This is a genomic window from Streptomyces sp. NBC_00557 (assembly GCF_036345995.1).
Lineage (GTDB): Bacteria > Actinomycetota > Actinomycetes > Streptomycetales > Streptomycetaceae > Streptomyces.
In genome coordinates this window covers 2,895,900-2,913,904 of the sequence record NZ_CP107796.1, presented here as the reverse complement: position 1 = coordinate 2,913,904, position 18,005 = coordinate 2,895,900, and the positions used below count along the sequence as shown (strand labels likewise).

Here is an 18,005-nt window from a genome sequence, read left to right as displayed (position 1 = left end):
CGCATGGCACGATCGGAGCCTGACAGATTCAGCGTCCGGAACAACGACCGGCACGGACCGTGGGGACCCTGGCGATGGTGATGTTCTTGTTCCTGGTCGTCGCACTGGCCGTCGTGGTCGCCGCGGTGACCCTCGCCGTGGTGGGCGGCGGCGGCAGCGGCCCGCTGCCCGAGGCGGCGCCCGAGCGGCTGCGGGACTCGCTGCCCCCGGACCGCCCGGTGGACCGCGCGGACGTGGAGAGCCTGCGTTTCCCGGTCGCCCCGCGCGGCTACCGCATGGCGGACGTCGACGACGCCCTCGGCCGGCTCGCCGCCGAACTCGCCGAGCGGGACGCCCGCATCGCCGACCTGGAGTCGGCGCTGGCCGGCGCCAGAGCCGCGGCGGCCCACGCCCGCCCGGACGACCGCGACCACCCGGAGGGCCGGCGATGAGCGACGGCGCCGCCCTCGCCGGACCCGATGGCGCCCTGCGCTGCCCGTGGGCCCTGTCCACCGCGGACTATGTGGCGTACCACGACGAGGAGTGGGGCCGCCCGGTCCACGGCGACGACGCCCTCTTCGAGCGGATCAGCCTGGAGGCCTTCCAGTCGGGCCTGTCCTGGATCACGATCCTGCGCCGCCGCGAGGGCTTCCGCGCCGCGTTCGCCGGCTTCCGCATCGAGAAGGTCGCCGCCTTCACGGACGAGGACCGGGAGCGGCTCCTCGCCGACGAGGGCATCATCCGCAACCGCGCCAAGATCGACGCCACGCTCGCCAACGCGCGTGTGCTCGCCGGCTGGGCCGAGGGCGAGCTGGACGCGCTGATCTGGTCCCACGCCCCGGACCCGGCCGCCCGCCCGGCCCCGAAGACCCTCTCCGACGTCCCCGCCGTCACCCCGGAGTCCACCGCCCTGTCCAAGGCGCTGAAGAAACGCGGCCTCAGATTCGTCGGCCCGACCACCGCGTACGCCCTCATGCAGGCGTGCGGCCTGGTCGACGACCATCTGGAGGCCTGCGTGGCCAGAGGCGCCCGTGCCTGACCCCCGGTCCGCGTCCCTGTCCGGGCCCCGGACCCTGGCCGGCATCCTGGACGCCGCGGCCCGCGGCAGCTTCCCGGCCCCGGACGGCGGTGTCACCGTCGTACCGCAGCCGAGCCACCGGGACGCCGGAGTCATCGCGTTCACCGCGCACTCCGTGGTGTTCACCGACGAGGACCCGGACTGGGTGCGCGCCTCCCTCGCGTCCCTCGACTGCGACGTGCTGGCCGCGGCGATGAACCCCCGCTTCCTCGCCTCGTTCCTGGCCCGCACGGGCCGCACCATGGACTGCGTCGACCTGCTCACCGTGGCCGGCTCCCTGCCCGGCGAACCCCCGCTGGAGCTGCGCGAGCTCGGCGACCCGGACCATCCGCGGGTGCGCAGGGCCCGCGAGCACCGGGACGACGTCCGCGTCTGGGCGGCCGACGGGGGAGTGGTCGTCCTCGGCCGGGGCGTCGCCGGGCGCTGGGAGACGGCGGTGGAGGTCGACGAGGACGTACGGCACCGGGGGCTGGGCCGGGCCCTGGCCACGGCCGCCCGGCACCTGATCCCGGCGGGTGAGTGGGTCTGGTCCCAGCAGTCCCCGGGAAACGCCCGCAGCGTACGCGCCTTCCAGGCGGCCGGTTACCGCCCGGCGGGCGCGGAGGCCCTGCTCACCCCCTAGCCCTGCGTGTCACCGGCCGAGGTACTTCGGCTTCTCCTTGTTCACGAAGGCCTGCACCGCGATGGCGTGGTCCTCGGACTGCCCGGCCCGGGTCTGCAGCTCGTCCTCCTTCTCCAGGGTCTCGGCGAGGGAGTGCGTGAGGCCGTAGGCCACCGCCTCCTTGATCGCCGCGTACGCCACCGTCGGGCCCTCGGCCAGCGCCCGCGCCGTCTTCTCCGCCTCGGCGAGCACCTCGGCCGCGGGCACCACCCGGTTGGCGATGCCCAGCTCCAGCGCGTCCTGGGCGCTGATGCTGCGCGGGAAGAGCAGCAGGTCCGCGGCGCGGCTCGGGCCGATCACCCGGGGCAGCGTCCAGGAGATCCCGGAGTCGGCGGTCAGGGCGACGCCGGCGAAGGAGGTGTTGAAGGAGGCCGTGTCGGCGACCACCCGGTAGTCCGCGGCGAGCGCGAAGCCGAAGCCGGCCCCGGCCGCCACCCCGTTCACCGCGGCGACCACCGGCTTGGGCGCCCCGGCGAGGGCGCGGACGATCGGGTTGTAGTGCTCCTTGACCGTGCGCATCGTCTGCCCGGACCCGGTCTCCCGGTCCGCCGCGAGCAGCCCGATGTGCTCCTTGAGGTCCTGGCCGACGCAGAACGCCCGGTCCCCGGCCGCGGTCAGCAGGATCGCCCGTACGGCCGTGTCGGCGGCCGCGGATTCCGCCGCCTCCCGGAGGGCGGCCTTGGCCTGGATGTTCAGCGCGTTCATCGCCTCGGGGCGGTTCAGCGTGATCGTCGCGAGCCCGTCGCTCACCTCGTAGAGCACGGTGTCGGCCATGGGACATCCCCTCCGGTTCGCCGGTGACGTACCGCGCGGTACGTCCGTGTACGAAGGACAGCATGGCGGAGATCGCCGCCCGTGCGCCGGACGCTGCGTGTGACCTGCGTCAAAGAAAACCGGAGCGGAGCCGGCGGGCGGATTTCGGGTGCGGGGGCGCAGTATCGCAGCCACATCCCCGAATTGGGTGGTTTTGCTCGCGCGCGTTGCCCAAGCGATGCCGACTGATGTTGGTCATCGGGTCCTGCGATGCGGGATAATGGCTGGGAAGCAATGTGTTCGATGCCGGTGTCGCGTGTCCGTTTCGGAACCGCGGGTGCCCTCGGAGGGTTCCCGGCAGACGATGAGCTGGTTTCAGGAAGGGGAACGAGCATGGCGGCCATGAAGCCGCGGACGGGCGATGGCCCGCTCGAGGTGACCAAGGAGGGGCGGGGCATCGTCATGCGCGTTCCGCTCGAAGGCGGCGGTCGACTCGTCGTCGAGCTGACCCCTGACGAGGCCGAGGCGCTCGGCGACGCCCTCAAGAAGGTCGTCGTCTGACGTCCCAGCGATCCTGTCCTTCCGGCTGCCCCGGCATCGTGAGCGGTGCCGGGGCAGCCGTGCTTCCGCTCCTCCGCCGCCGCCCGCTCACCGCTTGACGGCGCACAGCAGCCCGTCGCCCACCGGCAGCAGCGACGGCACCAGCTCCTGGCTCTCGCGCACCGCGCGCAGCAGTTCCCGCAGCCGCAGCACCTCCGTCGGCTGCGGTCCCGAGTCCACCGTGCGGCCGCCCGCGAAGACCCCCTCGAAGACCACGAGGCCGCCCGGCCGGAGCAGACGCAACGATTCAGCTAGGTAGTCCAGGTACTCCAGCCGGTCGCCGTCGCAGAAGACGAGGTCGTAGCCGGCGTCCGCGAGCCGGGGCAGCACGTCCAGGGCGCGGCCCGGGATGAAGCGGGCCCGGTTGCTGGCGAAACCGCAGGCGCGGAAGGCCTGCCGGGCGAACTGCTGGTGGTCCGGCTCCGTGTCGACCGTGGTGAGCACGCCGTCCGGGCGCATGCCGTGCAGCAGATGGATCCCGGACACCCCGCAGCCCGTGCCGATCTCCGCGACCGCCTTCGCGTCCACGGAGGCGGCGAGCAGTCGCAGCGCGGCGCCCGTGCCGGGCGACACCGAGCGCAGCCCGGCCTCGCGGGCCCGGTCGCGGGCCCAGCGCAGCGCGTCGTCCTCGGCGACAAAGGCGTCGGCGAACGCCCAGCTCGTCTGCCGGTTGCCGGTAATGACCCTCTCCTGTCCCGTGGTTGCCTGGGCGTGACTGTATCCGTTGGCGTCGGGAACCCGCAGATGGGACCGGGCGTTTAGAAGGGTGTGGGGGCGACCCGGGACGCGAGGGGGGTAAGCCGGGGTGCACGAGGCGGATCAGGACACCGAGCAACTGTTGACGCAGCCGCATCAGCGCGTATCAAATTCTCGTAAAACCGCTTATCCGGAGCTAACGGGCGAGGTGGCTATGGTAGGGGCTCCACTGGACACCACCAGAGCCGACAGGGGAGGTGCGGCTGCGCCCGGAGACCGGGGTGGAGTGCTGCGGCGCTTCCTCGGGTCGGCGGGCAGGCCGAGATCCGTGACCGACACCGCTGCCGACCACCACGCCGGTTTCGCCGCAGGCGAGGCCCAGACCGCGACCTTCTCCACCGACGCGGACGGGCAGGCGTGGACTCCGCCCACGTGGGAGGAGATCGTCAGCACGCACAGCGGCCGGGTGTACCGGCTGGCCTACCGCCTGACGGGCAACCAGCACGACGCCGAGGACCTCACCCAGGAAGTCTTCGTCCGCGTCTTCCGCTCCCTGTCGACGTACTCGCCGGGCACCTTCGAGGGCTGGCTGCACCGCATCACCACGAACCTCTTCCTGGACATGGTCCGGCGCAAGCAGCGCATCCGCTTCGACGCCCTCGGCGAGGACGCGGCCGAGCGCCTGGCCAGCCGCGAGCCCACCCCGCACCAGGTCTTCAGCGACGCCCACTTCGACGCCGACGTGCAGCAGGCCCTGGACACCCTGGCCCCCGAGTTCCGCGCCGCCGTGGTGCTCTGCGACATCGAGGGGCTGTCGTACGAGGAGATCGCCGCGACCCTCGGCGTGAAGCTCGGCACCGTCCGCTCCCGTATCCACCGTGGCCGTTCCCAGCTCCGCAAGGCCCTGGCGCACCGTTCCCCGGAGGCCCGCGCGGCCGAGCGGCGCTCCTTCCTGGCCCGTGTCCCCGCTCTGGGGGGAGGGGGCGCGACGGCGTGAGTGGTTCCCGGCCCAAACCTGCGGAGGCGCACCTCGCAGAGCAGCACCTGGGAGACCGGCTCTCCGCCCTGGTGGACGGAGAGCTCGGTCATGAGACGCGTGAGCGTGTCCTCGCGCACCTGGCCACCTGCGCCCGGTGCAAGGCGGAGGCGGACGCCCAGCGCCGGCTGAAGAACGTGTTCGCGGAGGCGGCACCGCCGCCTCCCTCGGCGAGCCTGCTGGCCCGTCTGCAGTGCCTGCCCGAAGGAGGCGACCCGGACGGCGACGGCATGTCGCCGCCGGGGGGACTCCTCGGCGGCTCCGGTGACGGCGCGAGCACCGGGGGAGCCCCCGGCGCCCTCGGGGTCTTCGGCGTGAGGCGCGGCGAGCGCTTCGCGTTCGGCTACGTCCCCGCGCGCCCGCACGGCGCCGGCCGACTCCCCGCGCTGCCCGCCGCCGAGGAGCGCGGCTTCCGCATCCACCCCGTCGGCCGCCCGGACGACGGCCGCTCCGCCTCGCGCGGTCTGCGGTTCGCGGTCGCCGCCGCCGGCGCGGTGTCCCTGGCCGCGGTGGCCCTCGGCGGTGTGACCACGGCCATCCCCGGCGACACCGGCGTGGACGCCCGGGGCGGCTCGGGCACCGGCAGCAATGTGGTCCCGGCCCGCTCGGCGGGCACCGGCGCGGGCTCGGGCACGACCGCGCCCGAAACCCAGCAGCGCCGCCGGGCGCTGGGACCGCTGCTCGCCCAGGGCGGCGCCCAGCGCGGCTCGTCGGCGGACGCTGCGCCCACCTCGATGTCCGCGCCGCTGGTCCCCGGCCTGCCCACCCCCGACGGCGGCAGGGCCGTCACCGACGGCCTGCGCGCCCTGAACGCGCCGATGATGGCCGGTGCGGCCGCCGTCTCCCCGCTGATACGTCCGCTCGACAACACCGTGGTCTACCCGCTCACCGCCTGGTCCACGGTCCCCGGCGCGATCGGCTCCGGCCTGCCGCCCGCCCCCGCTCCCGACACCACCGCCCCCACACCGCCCGCAACCACCGCCCCCACGCCGGGTCACACCCCCTGACCGGCCACTACGCCACGGCCCGCGAAGCTGGTTGAATCCTGTGCGTTCCCGCGGCGACGCCCCCGGGAACGCAGTCGACGTTCCGCGCGCGCCGCTCCTGCGGAGGCCGCGTCCAGCCGTGGGGAGACCATGACCGAGGCCAGCCACGCCCCTTCGGACCACACCTCGAACACGCCGCCGGCCTCCACGGACCCGGTGAAGCCCGCAGACCAGGAGGAGCGGACGGCCGGCACGGGAGCGGCTGATCAGCCGGCGGAGAGCGGGGCCACGGGCGATCCGGCGAAGGGCGAGCCGGACCGGGAGGGCTCGTCATCGGCGGCCTCCGGGCCGGCGGGGCTCGCATCGGCTGAAGGAGAGTTGACGCGTCCGTCGGCCGCTGCGCACCCCGCACGGACTGCTGAAGCGGACCAGGCACCGGCGCAGAACGCCGAGACGGCAACGTCTGGGCCCCACAGGACGGAGACCGAGGGGGCCGGGTCGGCAGGCGCCGGGGTGGACGCCGGGCCTGGGCCTTCCGGGACGGACTGGGCCGCGGGAGACGCCGGGGTGGGTCGGGCCGGCTCGGGAGACGCCGGGGTGGACGCCAGGGTGGCTCGGGGCGGCTTGGGAGACGCCGGGCTGGCGCAGGCCGGATCGGCAGGCTCCGGGGTGGAGCGGCCCGGGGCGGAGTGGGTCGGCGGAGACGTCGGGGCGGCCGGAGCCGCCGGTGGGGACTTCGAACTGCCCAAGCCGGTGTCGGAAGCCACGGCCAGTACATCGGAAGCGACGGACAGGTCAGGGGCGGACGGAGTCGCCACGGATGCCGTGTCGTCCCAGCCGGGGGACGGCGCCTGGGCGGCCCCCACCGGACGCCCCAAGCCGTTGCACGACCCCGACCCCTACAGCACCCCGCCGTACGGCGAGCCGGGCCCCTGGGCGCCCGCACCGCCCGTACAGCACCCGGCTGCCCGGAGCACGCCCATGCCCGCCCCCACGTCCCCCTCGGGCACCGCACCCGCGACCCCCGCCACGGCACCGGGAGCTCCCACCCTCCCCATCCCGTCCCCCGGTGCCCCGCCCCATGGAACTCCCGCCCCCGGCGCACCGGCCCCCGGTACCGCAGCCACCGGCGTTCCGGCCCCTGGCGCCCCGCCCCACGGCACCCCCGCCCCCGGCGCACAGCCCTCCAGCGCACCGGCCCCCGGCACCGCACCCGCCGGCGCTGCCACCCCCACCCTCGACGCCCTGATCACCGCCACTTCCACCCCCACTTCCACCCCCCTCCACCCCCAGCCCGCCCCGCACCCCCCAGCGGCATCGGAAGGGCGTTACGACCCCTGGGTTGCCGCGTTGTCTCATGACCGGCGCTTGCAGGGGCCTCTTCAGCAAACCGGGGCCGGGGTGCTGACGGAGCAGCGGCGGAGGCGGCGGGGGAGGCGGTTGCTCGTGGCGTGGAGTCTGGTGATCGCCGTGGTGTCCGGAGGGATCGGCGGGGTCGCCGGGGCCTGGGTCGAGCGGGCGCGGTCGGAAGGCGAGGTGCGGCTGCCGCAGCCGGGGCGCGTGCCGGCGGGGCGGGCGCCGGACAGCGTGGCCGGGATAGCCGCGCGTGCGCTGCCCAGCGTCGTCACCCTGCACGTCAGCGGTACCGACCAGGCGGACACCGGCACCGGCTTCGTGCTCGACACCCAGGGCCACATCCTCACCAACAACCACGTCGTCGCGCCCGCCGGATCGACGAGCGGCGCCGTCTCGGTGACGTTCAGCAGCGGGGACACCGTCAAGGCGAAGATCGTCGGCCGCGACAGCGGTTACGACCTCGCCGTCGTCCAGGTGCACGGTGTGCGCGGACTCGCCCCGCTGCCCCTGGGCAACTCCGACGACGTCCGGGTCGGCGACCCCGTCGTCGCCATCGGCTCCCCCTACGACCTCGCCAACACCGTCACCTCCGGCATCATCAGCGCCAAGGAACGGCCCATCACGGCCGGCGGGGAGAAAGGCGACGGCAGCGACGTGTCGTACGTCGACGCGCTGCAGACCGACGCCCCCATCAACCCGGGGAACTCCGGCGGCCCGCTCCTCGACTCCCGGGCGCGGGTGATCGGCATCAACTCGGCCATCCGTTCCGCCGACGGCGGCACCGACCCGCAGAGCGGCCAGGCGGGCTCCATAGGGCTCGGCTTCGCCATCCCCGTCAACCAGGCCAGGCGCGTCGCCGAGGAGCTGATCGAGGACGGCCACGCCACCCACCCGGTGATCGGGGTCACACTCGACATGGCGTACACCGGCGACGGCGCACGTATCGACAGCCACAGCGCGGGCGGCGGCCCCGCCGTGCGCACGGGCGGCCCCGGTGACCGGGCCGGGCTCGCGGCGGGCGACGTCATCACCGCGGTCGACGGGCAGCGCGTGCACACGGCCGAGGAGCTGATCGTGAAGATCCGCGCCCACCGGCCCGGCGACCGGCTACGGCTGACGGTCCGGCGCGACGGCACGGACCGGGAGATCCGGCTCCGACTGGGCGCGGCGGCGCAGAACTGACGCACGTCTCATTGCGGGACGGTACCGGTCGGACGGGAACGCCGGGTACCGTTGAGCGACCGAGGACATCGCAAGGAGCGTCAGGTGTTCAATGACATAGGGCCAATGGAGCTGCTGACGATCATCGTCATCGCTGTGCTCGTGTTCGGTCCGGACAAGCTCCCGAAGGTCATCCAGGACGTGATGCGCACGATCCGGAAGATCCGCGAGTTCTCGGAGAGCGCCAAGCAGGACATCCGCAAGGAACTGGGCCCGGAGTTCAAGGACTTCGAGTTCGAGGACCTCAACCCCAAGACGTTCATCCGCAAGCATCTGGACAGCGACGAGCTGGGGCTGAAGGAGATCCGCAACGGCTTCGACCTGAAGAAGGAGATGGCCGAGGTCACGGACGCGGTGAAGAGCTACGACACCGATGTACCGGCGTCGCCCGCGTCCTCCTCGTCGTCGTCGTCGTCCGTCGTGCCGGCAGCGCGCGTCGACATGGCCAAGAAGTCCGGGGAGCCGGGGCAGGACGACCGCCCGCCGTTCGACGCGGACGCCACCTAGCGGGCCCTCGCGCGCCGGCCGCCGACACGCGCGCGCGGGCGTACGCCGCGCACGTGACGCGTTTCATAACAGGCACCCGTCGCACACGGCCTGAACAGGCCGTTCGCGCGACCCACGCATCCAGCGCCTGCCCTGCGCCTGTCACCGGTGTGGATATGCTGCCGAGTTGTTGTGCGGACCGGACGAGTACGCCCGAAGGGGGGCGGGCCACCGCTGGTCCGACGAGAGCGAGGAGGCGTCCGGGCAGATGGAGACGACGAGTCGGGTGGGCGCACAGGCGCCGGTCGCGGAGGGCGCGCAGCAGTCCCCCTCCGCCCGGCGCACGGTCGACGGTTATCTGCAGGCTCCCTTCCCGTGGTACGGCCTCGACGAGGCGTTCACCGGACCGCGCTGGCTGATGCAGGTCGGCACGACGGCCGACGGCGCCGTCGAGCACGGCTCGATCGGGCACGGCGACGAGCCCTCCGTCCGGTGCGAGGCCGTCGCCGCCGGCGAGCCGCGGGAGAAGTTCGCGGTGGTCGTCACCGTCGCCGCGCAGCCGTCCCGCAGGAGCGCCGACGGCACGGGGCTGCTGGAGGCCACGTCGGTGTCCTCGGCGGCGTGGCTGGCCGGGGTGGGGCTGCTGTCGTTCACCTGGCCGGGGCAGATGGACCACAGCCTCCGGGACGACTGGCTGGAGCAGCAGACGGAGACGGCGTGGGCGCTGGCCGACGATCTTGAGGGGCCGGAGTGGAGCCGCCTCTCCCTCCCGGTGGACGGGGTGGCGTCCTCTTTCTATTACCGGGAGTCCGAGTTCGGCTGGGTGCTCGCCGGCTCCACCGAGGCGGGCGTGCACCTGGGGGCGTACGGGCGGGGAATGAGCGCTTACGGGCTCGGATTCTCGGTGATCAAGGACATCGCCGCTTACGCGTAGGGGCACGGGACCCGGGGACGGCCGTTCCGGGTCCTGTCCGGCAGGGCCGCTCAGCGTGTCAGGTGGTACCAGATCGTGATGGCTGCCCCGAGCTGGACGAGGAGCCAGGCGATCTGGCCCGACAGGCCGCGCAGCTGGTAGATCGACACCAGCAGGGCGAGAGGGCTGGGCCAGTACTGCCGCTCCGCCCGGAAGGTCGCCATGTCCATCCAGAGGCTGGTGAGCGTCAGAACGCTGAGCAGGAGCACGCTGTACAGGGTGAGCTGGCCGGGATCCGTGTCGGTGATTCTTCTGAGCAGAGTGGCCAGCAGCACCGGCACGCTGTAGGCGGCTGTCAGGATCCACGCACGCACCTGGCTCCGGCGACCCGGCAGCAGACGCCACAGCGCCCCGAAGGTGAAGCCGGCGCCGGCCCACGCCAACTGATAGAGGAACAACTCCGCGACGACATCCGGGATACCGGTGAGGCCGTACAGAATCTGCGTCGAGGCGAAGGGATCCCTCGCCTCGAAATACAGGAGAAGGCCGGTGGCCGGAATTCCGAACCAGAAGGCAAGACGCGCGGCGCGGAGCGCGTTGTGCCACCAGTGCCCCTCTGGCCCCCACGCCAGGGCGACGTCCAGTACGGAAATCCTCTCGGGCGGCTCGATCCCTTCGCACCCCTCGACCAGCCACTCACGCAGCCCGTGCAGTTCGGCTTCCAGTTCCTGGCAGGTGACATCGTCGGCCCTGCCCTGGTCCAGCAGGTACATCCGGTGGTTCACACCACGGTATGCGTGGGCTTTTTCCAGCAGTTCGCATCGGTGCTCCTCGGTGCCCAGCCGCTGCACGCGGAAGCAGTCGCCCAGCATGCTCAGGACGGACCACCGGCGCCCCACGGCGAGGACGGCGTACAGGGAAAGGATGTTCAGCAGCAGCCAGATGCCGTAGAACGCGTTGGCGCCGGCGAATCTGGCGGCTCGCAGCCCGACGAAGAAGGCGAACATCGAGGTGATCAGCAGCAGATCCGGATTGCTCGGTCCGAGTGCGAAGGGCTCGGCTCGGGTGCCGCCGTCCGCCCGGGCGGGTCTGTTGCGAAAGTGCAGCAGGGCCAGCAGCGCGACGCCCGTCAGCACCCAGCTGTAGGCGACGAGCCAGACGAGGTCGGTGAAGAAGAAGCCCTCCAGCAGGCCGTCGATGTAGCGGTGGTACGGGGTGGGGTCACGGGGCTCGGCGAGCCAGTGGACGCGCACCCAGGTCCGCTTGCCCACCCACAACGCGTATCCGAGCAAGACCCCGGCCAAGACCGCCAGCAGGGCGCCGACCGCTGCGACGCACCGGCCCGGTGCCCGGTCCCACTGCGCGGCCCAGCGCCCGCGCACGAAACCTCCTTCGAGGGCGAAGCGCCAGGCCCAGGCGGCCATCGCGGCCATCCACAGCCACACGGTCGCCAGGCCCAGGACGACGAGTCCGGTCCGGCCGACGGCCGTTGCCGTCTTCGGTTTCAGGCCCTCTGGAAGTCCGAACGCGTCGTGCACCAGGACCACGAACAGGCCGGCGGCCGCGACCGCACACACGGTCCCGATGACCGCACGCGCCTGACGGCGCTGGATCTCGGAGCGGGTCGGCGCGTCAGGCACCGCACCGCGGGCGGGCGGTGACACGCCGCGGCTCCAGGGACGTGCGACGAGGATCAAGGCCACGCCGGCGGGGATGAAGAGAAGGGCGTGCGACCGAGGTGAGAGGTGGCTCTGTGAGGCCAGCAGCAGGAGCGTCAGGGCGATGGCCGCGCTGAGAACGGCCCACTGCAGCATCGTCTGGACAGGGCTCAAGTCGCCCGTGCCGGCGGCGACGCGCGCCCTCACCTGCTGCGCGCCCGGTGCCTCCGGCACCGTTCCGCGCCCGGCGACCGCGTCCGCGCGTCTGGTGCGCAGCGCGGCCAGGACGATCACGATCGAGGCGCCCACCCACCAGGAGGCCACGCCTGCCGTGCTCAGGGCGGACCGGCCGAGCTCCTCGGCCAGGGTGCGTTGCCAGGGCAGATCAACCGCGACCGCGACCTTCCCGGGGACCTGGTTCTTCCACACCAGGTCGTCCTCGCTGGACGACCAGGCCTGTTCCGAAAGGTCGTTGAAACGAAGGCCGCCCAGATCGGCGTCGATCTCGCTCCAGCGGATCGTCTGGAACGTCGGCGGCCTCAGGTAGATCGTCCATGTCTTCCCTTGGGGCATGATCTCCCAAGGGCCCACATGGACGCTGTGCATCTCCTGGGAGATCCAGGTGTACGCGACGTACCGCACCGTGACGTGATCACCCTTGGCGGTCACCACGGGGTCGTAGGGGTGCCATTCGTTCTGGTCGCCGGGAGGCCTGTCGCCACGCAGCAGACATCGCATGGCCTGGCGGTACTGAGGGGATCTCTCACTGAACGTCAGATGCCGTGCGAGCCGCCACTTCCGCGGAACGCTCACCGTCATGTCCGAGGTGACGAGGGGATAGGTGCGCTTGTGCTCGTCCAGGCGGATCGTGGCGTGGACGGTGCTGTCGCGCAGGCCGTCCGACGGGCAACCGGCACCGGTGCTCCGCTGCTGCGCCTGGGCGGTGCCGCACCCGCATCCGCACACCACCAGCACGATGAGCGACAGCAGCCGCCACCACCACCGAATCATCGCCATCGCAGCGACCCCTCTCCGTGTCCCGCGGCGAATCTAGGCAGGGTGCTCTGCCTGTCATGCACAGACACACTGCGGGAGGCCTCAGGCATACCCCATCGGACGTGCCGTTGGCATTTGCGGGTCTTTGTCCGGGGACCGACAATGGAAGCCGGTGACCGTCAGCCGATTGACGGAGGAACCATGACCGAATCCAGAGTGGCTCCGGCGAGAAATCCGCTGCCCTCCTTCGAGGAAGCCGAAGGACTCGGGCCCCAGGACGCGGAGTTCGTCAAGGACCTCGTGGCGGTACTGGAAAAGCACGGCAATCTGAACCGTTTCGGCCTGTGCCTGCTGCACGACCACTTTCCGCTCGCCGCGGACGAGGTGCTGGTGGAGACGAACGACCCCCGGGCGCGCACGCTGCACGCCCATGTGGAGAAGGCGGACGCGACACGGCACGCCAAGGCATCGCAGTGGCGGTTCGTGCCGCACGCCGGCCGCGAGGCGGGTGCGGAGCCCGGCGAGGCCTCGTATGCGGAGATCATGCTGTGCACCAGGCTCGACCTCTGCCCCGGGCACGGGCAGGACCGGGACCACCGAGCCTGAACACGGCGAAGGGGCGGCCGGTAGCCCGTGGGCGGCCGCCCCTTCGGCAGTTGCCTGCTAGAACTTGTTCTTCGGCGTGATCCCCAGCGACAGCCCCGACAGACCCCGCTGGCGGCCCCCCAGCTTCCCGGCGATCGCCTTCAGGGCGCTGCCCGCCGGGGAGTCAGGGTCGGTCAGGACGACCGGCTTGCCCTCGTCGCCGCCCTCGCGGAGGCGGACGTCGATCGGGATGCTGCCGAGGACCGGGACCGTCGTACCGGTCGTACGGGTCAGGCCGTCGGCGACCAGCTGGCCGCCGCCCGTGCCGAAGACGTCGACCATCTCGCCGCAGTGCGGGCAGGGCAGGCCGGACATGTTCTCGACCACGCCGACGATCTTCTGGTGGGTCTGCACGGCGATGGAGCCGGCCCGCTCGGCGACCTCGGCCGCCGCCTGCTGAGGGGTCGTCACGACCAGGATCTCGGCGTTCGGGATCAGCTGGGCGACGGAGATCGCGATGTCGCCGGTGCCGGGCGGCAGGTCCAGGAGGAGGACGTCGAGGTCGCCCCAGTAGACGTCCGCGAGGAACTGCTGGAGCGCGCGGTGCAGCATCGGGCCGCGCCAGACGACCGGGGCGTTGCCCGGGGTGAACATGCCGATGGAGATGACCTTCACGCCGTTCGCGGACGGCGGCATGATCATGTTCTCGACCTGGGTGGGGCGGCCGTCGGCGCCCAGCATGCGCGGCACCGAGTGGCCGTAGATGTCGGCGTCCACGACACCGACCTTCAGGCCGTCGGCGGCCATGGCCGCCGCCAGGTTGACCGTCACCGAGGACTTGCCGACGCCGCCCTTGCCGGAGGCGACCGCGTAGACGCGGGTGAGGTTGCCGGGCTTGGCGAAGGGGACCTCGCGCTCGGCCTGGCCGCCGCGCAGGGCCGCGGCCAGCTCCCTGCGCTGCTCGTCGCTCATCACGTCGAGGGTGACGTCGACGCGGGTGACGCCCTCGACCCGGGAGACGGCCTGGGTGACGCGCTCGGTGATGGTCTCGCGCATGGGGCAGCCGGAGACCGTCAGGTACACGGTGACCGCGACCGCGCCGTCCTCTCCGATCTCCACCGACTTGACCATCCCCAGTTCGGTGATGGGGCGGTTGATCTCGGGGTCGTTCACCGTCGCCAGTGCCTCGCGCACCGCGTCTTCCGTAGCCATGAGAACGATGGTACGGCGCGCCGAGGGGCGTCCGGGATGCCCCTCAGCGGTCGTCTGTGTCACGTCCCGGCGACCGTTCCGACCGTTCTGCCGGGAATACGACATGGCCGGGATGCCCGTCGTGCCGTCGCCGCTCGTCCAGCTCCTTGACGAGGTCCTGCAGCTCGGAGCGGATCCAGTCGCGGGTCGCGACCTCGCCGAGGCCCAGGCGCAGCGCGGCGATCTCCCGGGTCAGGTACTCGGTGTCGGCGATGGACCGCTCGTTCTGCTTGCGGTCCTGTTCCAGGTTGACCCGGTCCCGGTCGTCCTGCCGGTTCTGCGCGAGCAGGATCAGCGGCGCGGCGTAGGAGGCCTGCAGGGACAGCACCAGCGTCAGGAAGATGAACGGGTACGGGTCGAACCGCAGATGGCTGGGCGCGGTGATGTTCCACGTCAGCCACACGAAGATGACGACCGTCATCCAGACGATGAAGCGCCCCGTGCCCAGGAAGCGGGCGATGCGCTCCGACAGCCGCCCGAAGGCCTCCGGGTCCCACTCGGGCAGCACCCGGCGCCGCGGCGGGCGCGGCTGGTCCAGCCGGGGCGCGCGGGGCCGCGTGGCGGCCGTGGCCCCCACGGGGTGGCGTTCACGGGTCGCGGTGTCACGCTCGGGAGCCATGGCTGCCCACCCCCTCGTTGTTCTCGTCGTTCAGATGGAACTCCGTCTCCCGCCAGTCCACGGGGAGCATGTGGTCCAGCACGTCGTCCACGGTGACCGCGCCGAGCAGCGCCCCGGACTCGTCCACCACGGGCGCGGCGACCATGTCGTACGTGGCGAAGAACCCGGCGATCAGGCGCAGCGCCGCGTCCGGGGCCAGCGGCTGCAGATCGGTGTCGACGATCGAGCTGACCAGGTTGTACGGCGGCTCGCGCAGCAGCCGCTGGAAGTGGACGGTGCCCAGGTACTTGCCGGTCGGCGTCTCGTCCGGCGGCCGGCAGACGTAGACCTGGGCGGCGAGCGCCGGGGACAGGTCGGGGTTGCGGACCCGGGCGAGGGCGTCGGCGACGGTGGCGTCCGGGCGCAGCACGATCGGCTCGGTGGTCATCAGACCGCCGGCCGTGTGCTCCTCGTACGACATCAGGCGGCGCATGTCGGCCGCGTCGGACGGCTGCATCAGGCTCAGCAGCCGTTCCTTGTCCTCCTCGGGCAGCTCGCCGAGCAGGTCGGCGGCGTCGTCGGGGTCCATGGCCTCCAGGACGTCCGCCGCGCGCTCCTCCTTCAGCTTGCCGAGGATCTCGATCTGGTCGTCCTCCGGCAGTTCCTCGAGCACGTCGGCCAGGCGGTCGTCGTCCAGCGCGGCGGCCACCTCGGCGCGCCGCTTGGGGGAGAGGTGGTGCAGCACGTTGGCGAGGTCGGCGGGGCGCAGCTGCTCGAAGGTGGCGAGCAGGCTCTCGGCGCCCTGGCCGTGCTCCTCCAGGGAGAAGCCGGTGACCGCCGACCACTCGACGGTCAGCGTCTCGCCCTTGGCCCGCCGGAAGGCCCCGCCCTTTCTTCCCTTGCGGACGAAGACGCGGTCGACCTCCCAGTCGCGGCGGGCGGGCAGCTGCTGCACGGACAGGTCGAGGACGGTGACCTCCTCGCCGGTCTCCGCGAGCGTCACCCGCCGGTCCAGCAGCTCGCCGAAGACCAGCCGCTCGGTGGGCCGCTGCTCGAAGCGCCGGACGTTCATCACGCCGGTGGTGATGACCTGCCCGGACTCGATGCCGGTGACCCGGGTCATGGGCAGGAAGATGCGGCGCCGGGTGGCCAGTTCGACGACCAGGCCGAGCAGCCGTGGGGGCCTGCGGCCCACGCGCAGCATCACGACCAGGTCGCGCACACGGCCCACCTGGTCGCCGTTCGGGTCGAAGACGGGGACCCCGGCGAGGTGCGAGACGAAGATCCGGGGGGCGCCGGCTGCCATGGCTGTGCTTCCTCTGCTGACGTGGCTCAGGAATCGCCCAGTGTTCGGGTGTTCCGCTCTCTTTGTGGATTGATCGCTGAATTGCTCGGATTTGCCCGCTCGGGTGCGCTTCAGGCTAGCCCGTACCGGTCGGATACGCCCTGGTGGAGGGTCCGGACGGACTCGCTCCGCCGGGCGGCCGAGGCACCGGTACGCTGCGGTCCACCGCTCAGGAACCGTCAGAAAGGCGACCTCACCTGTGACTGCGACTCCCCAGGGCCGTACCCGCCGGGCCGCGCTGGTGGCCGCGATCTGCGCCGGCGCCGTCGCGGGCGCGGCGGTGCTCACCGGGTGCGGCGGCGAGGATCCGGACGCGGGGACGAACGGCGTGGGCAAGCTGCCCCCCGACAGCATCCAGGCGAAGACGCGGGCCGCGGCGTCGGCGGCGTCCGCGGTACGGCTGTCCGGCACGGTCGTCACCAGCGGCCGTACGTACACGCTGGACATGCGGCTCAAGGACGACGGCGGCACCGGGTCGGTGACGTCGAAGGGGGCGACCTTCAAGCTGCTGCGGGTGGGCAGGCAGCTGTATCTGAAGGCCGACGCGGACTTCTGGAACGAGGCCGATGGCAAGGACGGCGGCGACGGCGCGGCGGCCAAGCTGGACGGCAAGTACGTCAAGGTGCCGCAGGGCGACCCCGCGTACAAGAAGTTCAGCGGCTTCACGGACAAGGACGTCCTCCTCGACGGACTGCTCACACTGCACGGTTCACTGGCGACGGACGGGCACCACGACGACGCGGGTACCCGCACCATCCGCATCACCGGCGACAAGGGCTCCGGCGGCAGCCTCGACGTCTCCCTGGAGGGCAGGCCGTACCCCCTCCGCCTGGTCCGCGCCGGCGGTGCGGGGACCCTCACCTTCTCCGACTGGGGCAAGGACTTCGCCGTGACCGAGCCCGCGAAGGGCGAGACCGTGGACTACGGCCGGCAGCTCCCGGCGTCCTGACGGTGCCGCCGGGCTTCCGGCCGGCCGGGCCCGGTTCTGCCGCCGGCCGGGTCCGTGCGGGCCGAGCGCCGTGTGCGGCGGACCGAAACCGACTGGAGGCGGGCCCAGCACCGCTTGCGGCGGGCGAAACCGGCCCAGGGCGGGCCGAGCGACCGTCGCGGCGGACCGAAGCGGCCGGCGTCGCTCGCCACCCGCACTCCTTCCGCGCCGCCAGGGTGATCAGCCTCCGCGGCGCGGCCGGGGGTCTCCCCGCTTCCCAGGGCAGTGGAGAAGGTCCTCAAGGCGGTGGAGGACGTGCCGGACCTCCCGGCCCCGGCGTCAGCGACGCTTTCGGCGCTTCATCAGCAGTCTCGGCAGACCCGCGGGCACCGGCTTCCGCGTGGTCGCCGGTGTCGCGACCGGCTGCTCGGCCAGGCTGCCGTCGGGCAACGGCGCCACGGGCCCCGCCGGAGTCAGGCGCAGCACCCGGCACTCGCGGGCCCAGCGCGCCGGCATCGCCTCGCCGTCGGGGGCGTTCAGGCGCTTGCCCTTCAGCTCGGCGACGGCCGCCTCCCACTCCTCGGAGCCGGAGCGCAGCTCGGAGACGGTCACGGGGAACGTCACCAGCCGGCCGCCCTTGTCCTTGCTGCGCACGGTGACCTCGGCGGACCCCCCGTCGACCAGCCCCTCGAGCGGCTGCTCGCCGGGCCCGTCGCCGACCAGGCACACCGCGCCGTCGTGCCACACGTGCCACAGCGCACGCGCGGCAGCGGCGCCCGCGCCCTTGACCCAGACGAGGCCGGACTTCTTCGAGGCCTCCTCGACGAGGGCCCGGTCGAGCAGCTCACGTGTCATGCGCCCAGCCTATCCAGCTCCCGG

Annotated in this window: 18 protein-coding genes; 11 read left to right on the top strand and 7 right to left on the bottom strand. The window is 72.6% G+C overall.

Annotated features, from left to right (window positions below):
• The first annotated feature begins 74 nt into the window (after nt 1-74).
• Genes OG956_RS12100 through OG956_RS12090 form a run of 3 tightly spaced genes read left to right on the top strand, consistent with a single transcriptional unit; the run spans nt 75 to nt 1,679 of the window.
• Entirely contained in the window at nt 75-431 is a 357-nt protein-coding gene (locus OG956_RS12100) for a DivIVA domain-containing protein (protein ID WP_330337969.1), read from the top strand.
• Nucleotides 428-1,018 (top strand): DNA-3-methyladenine glycosylase I, encoded by a 591-nt coding sequence (locus OG956_RS12095; protein ID WP_330337968.1) that lies wholly within the window; start codon nt 428-430, stop codon nt 1,016-1,018. Before OG956_RS12100 ends, OG956_RS12095 begins: the two co-directional genes overlap by 4 nt.
• Nucleotides 1,011-1,679, top strand: a complete 669-nt coding sequence (locus tag OG956_RS12090; RefSeq protein WP_330337967.1) for a GNAT family N-acetyltransferase — start codon at nt 1,011-1,013, stop codon at nt 1,677-1,679. Before OG956_RS12095 ends, OG956_RS12090 begins: the two co-directional genes overlap by 8 nt.
• 9 nt (nt 1,680-1,688) lie before the next feature.
• On the opposite strand, the gene OG956_RS12085 is transcribed toward OG956_RS12090, so the two are convergent.
• Nucleotides 1,689-2,492 carry an enoyl-CoA hydratase/isomerase family protein gene (locus OG956_RS12085; RefSeq protein ID WP_330337966.1) on the bottom strand — a complete coding sequence of 268 codons (804 nt, stop codon included), beginning with the start codon at nt 2,490-2,492 and terminating at the stop codon, nt 1,689-1,691.
• Nucleotides 2,493-2,864: 372 nt separating this feature from the next.
• Between OG956_RS12085 and OG956_RS12080 the strand changes: the two genes are divergently transcribed.
• The gene (locus OG956_RS12080) at nt 2,865-3,032 is read left to right on the top strand and encodes a DUF3117 domain-containing protein (protein WP_018544333.1); all 168 of its coding nucleotides are present in this window, start codon (nt 2,865-2,867) and stop codon (nt 3,030-3,032) included.
• 87 nt (nt 3,033-3,119) lie between these two features.
• Here OG956_RS12080 and OG956_RS12075 read toward each other — a convergent pair whose 3' ends face one another.
• The gene (locus OG956_RS12075; protein ID WP_330342813.1) at nt 3,120-3,815 is read right to left on the bottom strand and encodes an O-methyltransferase; all 696 of its coding nucleotides are present in this window, start codon (nt 3,813-3,815) and stop codon (nt 3,120-3,122) included.
• A 238-nt stretch (nt 3,816-4,053) separates the two neighbouring features.
• On the opposite strand from OG956_RS12075, the gene sigE reads away from it, so the two are divergent.
• From sigE to OG956_RS12050, 5 genes are all read left to right on the top strand, one after another.
• Nucleotides 4,054-4,764, top strand: a complete 711-nt coding sequence (sigE, locus tag OG956_RS12070) for an RNA polymerase sigma factor SigE (protein WP_330337965.1) — start codon at nt 4,054-4,056, stop codon at nt 4,762-4,764.
• A complete protein-coding gene (locus OG956_RS12065) occupies nt 4,761-5,810 on the top strand; it encodes a zf-HC2 domain-containing protein (protein ID WP_330337964.1) in 1,050 nt (349 codons plus the stop codon). Before sigE ends, OG956_RS12065 begins: the two co-directional genes overlap by 4 nt.
• Before the next feature lie 648 nt (nt 5,811-6,458).
• A complete protein-coding gene (locus OG956_RS12060) occupies nt 6,459-8,327 on the top strand; it encodes a trypsin-like peptidase domain-containing protein (RefSeq protein WP_443065674.1) in 1,869 nt (622 codons plus the stop codon).
• 84 nt (nt 8,328-8,411) lie between these two features.
• Complete coding sequence (locus tag OG956_RS12055; protein WP_330337962.1) at nt 8,412-8,873, top strand: sec-independent translocase; 462 nt, start codon at nt 8,412-8,414, stop codon at nt 8,871-8,873.
• A gap of 247 nt (nt 8,874-9,120) precedes the next feature.
• Nucleotides 9,121-9,786 carry a hypothetical protein gene (locus OG956_RS12050; RefSeq protein WP_330337961.1) on the top strand — a complete coding sequence of 222 codons (666 nt, stop codon included), beginning with the start codon at nt 9,121-9,123 and terminating at the stop codon, nt 9,784-9,786.
• 50 nt (nt 9,787-9,836) lie between these two features.
• Here the strand turns inward: OG956_RS12050 and OG956_RS12045 are convergent, their stop codons facing one another.
• Complete coding sequence (locus tag OG956_RS12045) at nt 9,837-12,440, bottom strand: DUF6185 family protein (protein ID WP_330337960.1); 2,604 nt, start codon at nt 12,438-12,440, stop codon at nt 9,837-9,839.
• Between the two features lie 180 nt (nt 12,441-12,620).
• Here OG956_RS12045 and OG956_RS12040 point away from each other — a divergent pair, with 180 nt between their 5' ends.
• Complete coding sequence (locus OG956_RS12040) at nt 12,621-13,025, top strand: hypothetical protein (RefSeq protein ID WP_330337959.1); 405 nt, start codon at nt 12,621-12,623, stop codon at nt 13,023-13,025.
• Nucleotides 13,026-13,082: 57 nt separating this feature from the next.
• Here OG956_RS12040 and OG956_RS12035 read toward each other — a convergent pair whose 3' ends face one another.
• Genes OG956_RS12035 through OG956_RS12025 form a run of 3 tightly spaced genes read right to left on the bottom strand, consistent with a single transcriptional unit; the run spans nt 13,083 to nt 16,159 of the window.
• Entirely contained in the window at nt 13,083-14,216 is a 1,134-nt protein-coding gene (locus OG956_RS12035) for an Mrp/NBP35 family ATP-binding protein (protein ID WP_330337958.1), read from the bottom strand.
• Nucleotides 14,217-14,259: 43 nt separating this feature from the next.
• Nucleotides 14,260-14,874, bottom strand: a complete 615-nt coding sequence (locus tag OG956_RS12030) for a DUF1003 domain-containing protein (protein ID WP_330337957.1) — start codon at nt 14,872-14,874, stop codon at nt 14,260-14,262.
• Nucleotides 14,858-16,159: a magnesium transporter MgtE N-terminal domain-containing protein gene (locus OG956_RS12025; protein ID WP_330337956.1), complete on the bottom strand. Its 1,302-nt coding sequence runs from the start codon at nt 16,157-16,159 to the stop codon at nt 14,858-14,860. Before OG956_RS12025 ends, OG956_RS12030 begins: the two co-directional genes overlap by 17 nt.
• A gap of 238 nt (nt 16,160-16,397) precedes the next feature.
• Between OG956_RS12025 and OG956_RS12020 the strand changes: the two genes are divergently transcribed.
• Nucleotides 16,398-17,147 (top strand): hypothetical protein, encoded by a 750-nt coding sequence (locus OG956_RS12020; protein ID WP_330337955.1) that lies wholly within the window; start codon nt 16,398-16,400, stop codon nt 17,145-17,147.
• Nucleotides 17,148-17,465: 318 nt separating this feature from the next.
• On the opposite strand, the gene OG956_RS12015 is transcribed toward OG956_RS12020, so the two are convergent.
• Nucleotides 17,466-17,981, bottom strand: a complete 516-nt coding sequence (locus OG956_RS12015; RefSeq protein WP_330337954.1) for a hypothetical protein — start codon at nt 17,979-17,981, stop codon at nt 17,466-17,468.
• Nucleotides 17,982-18,005 lie beyond the last annotated feature (24 nt).

Excerpts from the sequence above, each read along its gene's own strand:
- OG956_RS12100 (WP_330337969.1), top strand. The coding sequence starts at position 75 with ATGGTGATGTTCTTGTTCCTGGTCGTCGCACTGGCCGTCGTGGTCGCC.
- OG956_RS12095 (WP_330337968.1), top strand. The coding sequence starts at position 428 with ATGAGCGACGGCGCCGCCCTCGCCGGACCCGATGGCGCCCTGCGCTGC.
- OG956_RS12085 (WP_330337966.1), bottom strand. The coding sequence starts at position 2,492 with ATGGCCGACACCGTGCTCTACGAGGTGAGCGACGGGCTCGCGACGATC.
- OG956_RS12080 (WP_018544333.1), top strand. The coding sequence starts at position 2,865 with ATGGCGGCCATGAAGCCGCGGACGGGCGATGGCCCGCTCGAGGTGACC.
- OG956_RS12050 (WP_330337961.1), top strand. The coding sequence starts at position 9,121 with ATGGAGACGACGAGTCGGGTGGGCGCACAGGCGCCGGTCGCGGAGGGC.
- OG956_RS12045 (WP_330337960.1), bottom strand. The coding sequence starts at position 12,440 with ATGGCGATGATTCGGTGGTGGTGGCGGCTGCTGTCGCTCATCGTGCTG.
- OG956_RS12040 (WP_330337959.1), top strand. The coding sequence starts at position 12,621 with ATGACCGAATCCAGAGTGGCTCCGGCGAGAAATCCGCTGCCCTCCTTC.
- OG956_RS12035 (WP_330337958.1), bottom strand. The coding sequence starts at position 14,216 with ATGGCTACGGAAGACGCGGTGCGCGAGGCACTGGCGACGGTGAACGAC.
- OG956_RS12030 (WP_330337957.1), bottom strand. The coding sequence starts at position 14,874 with ATGGCTCCCGAGCGTGACACCGCGACCCGTGAACGCCACCCCGTGGGG.
- OG956_RS12025 (WP_330337956.1), bottom strand. The coding sequence starts at position 16,159 with ATGGCAGCCGGCGCCCCCCGGATCTTCGTCTCGCACCTCGCCGGGGTC.
- OG956_RS12015 (WP_330337954.1), bottom strand. The coding sequence starts at position 17,981 with ATGACACGTGAGCTGCTCGACCGGGCCCTCGTCGAGGAGGCCTCGAAG.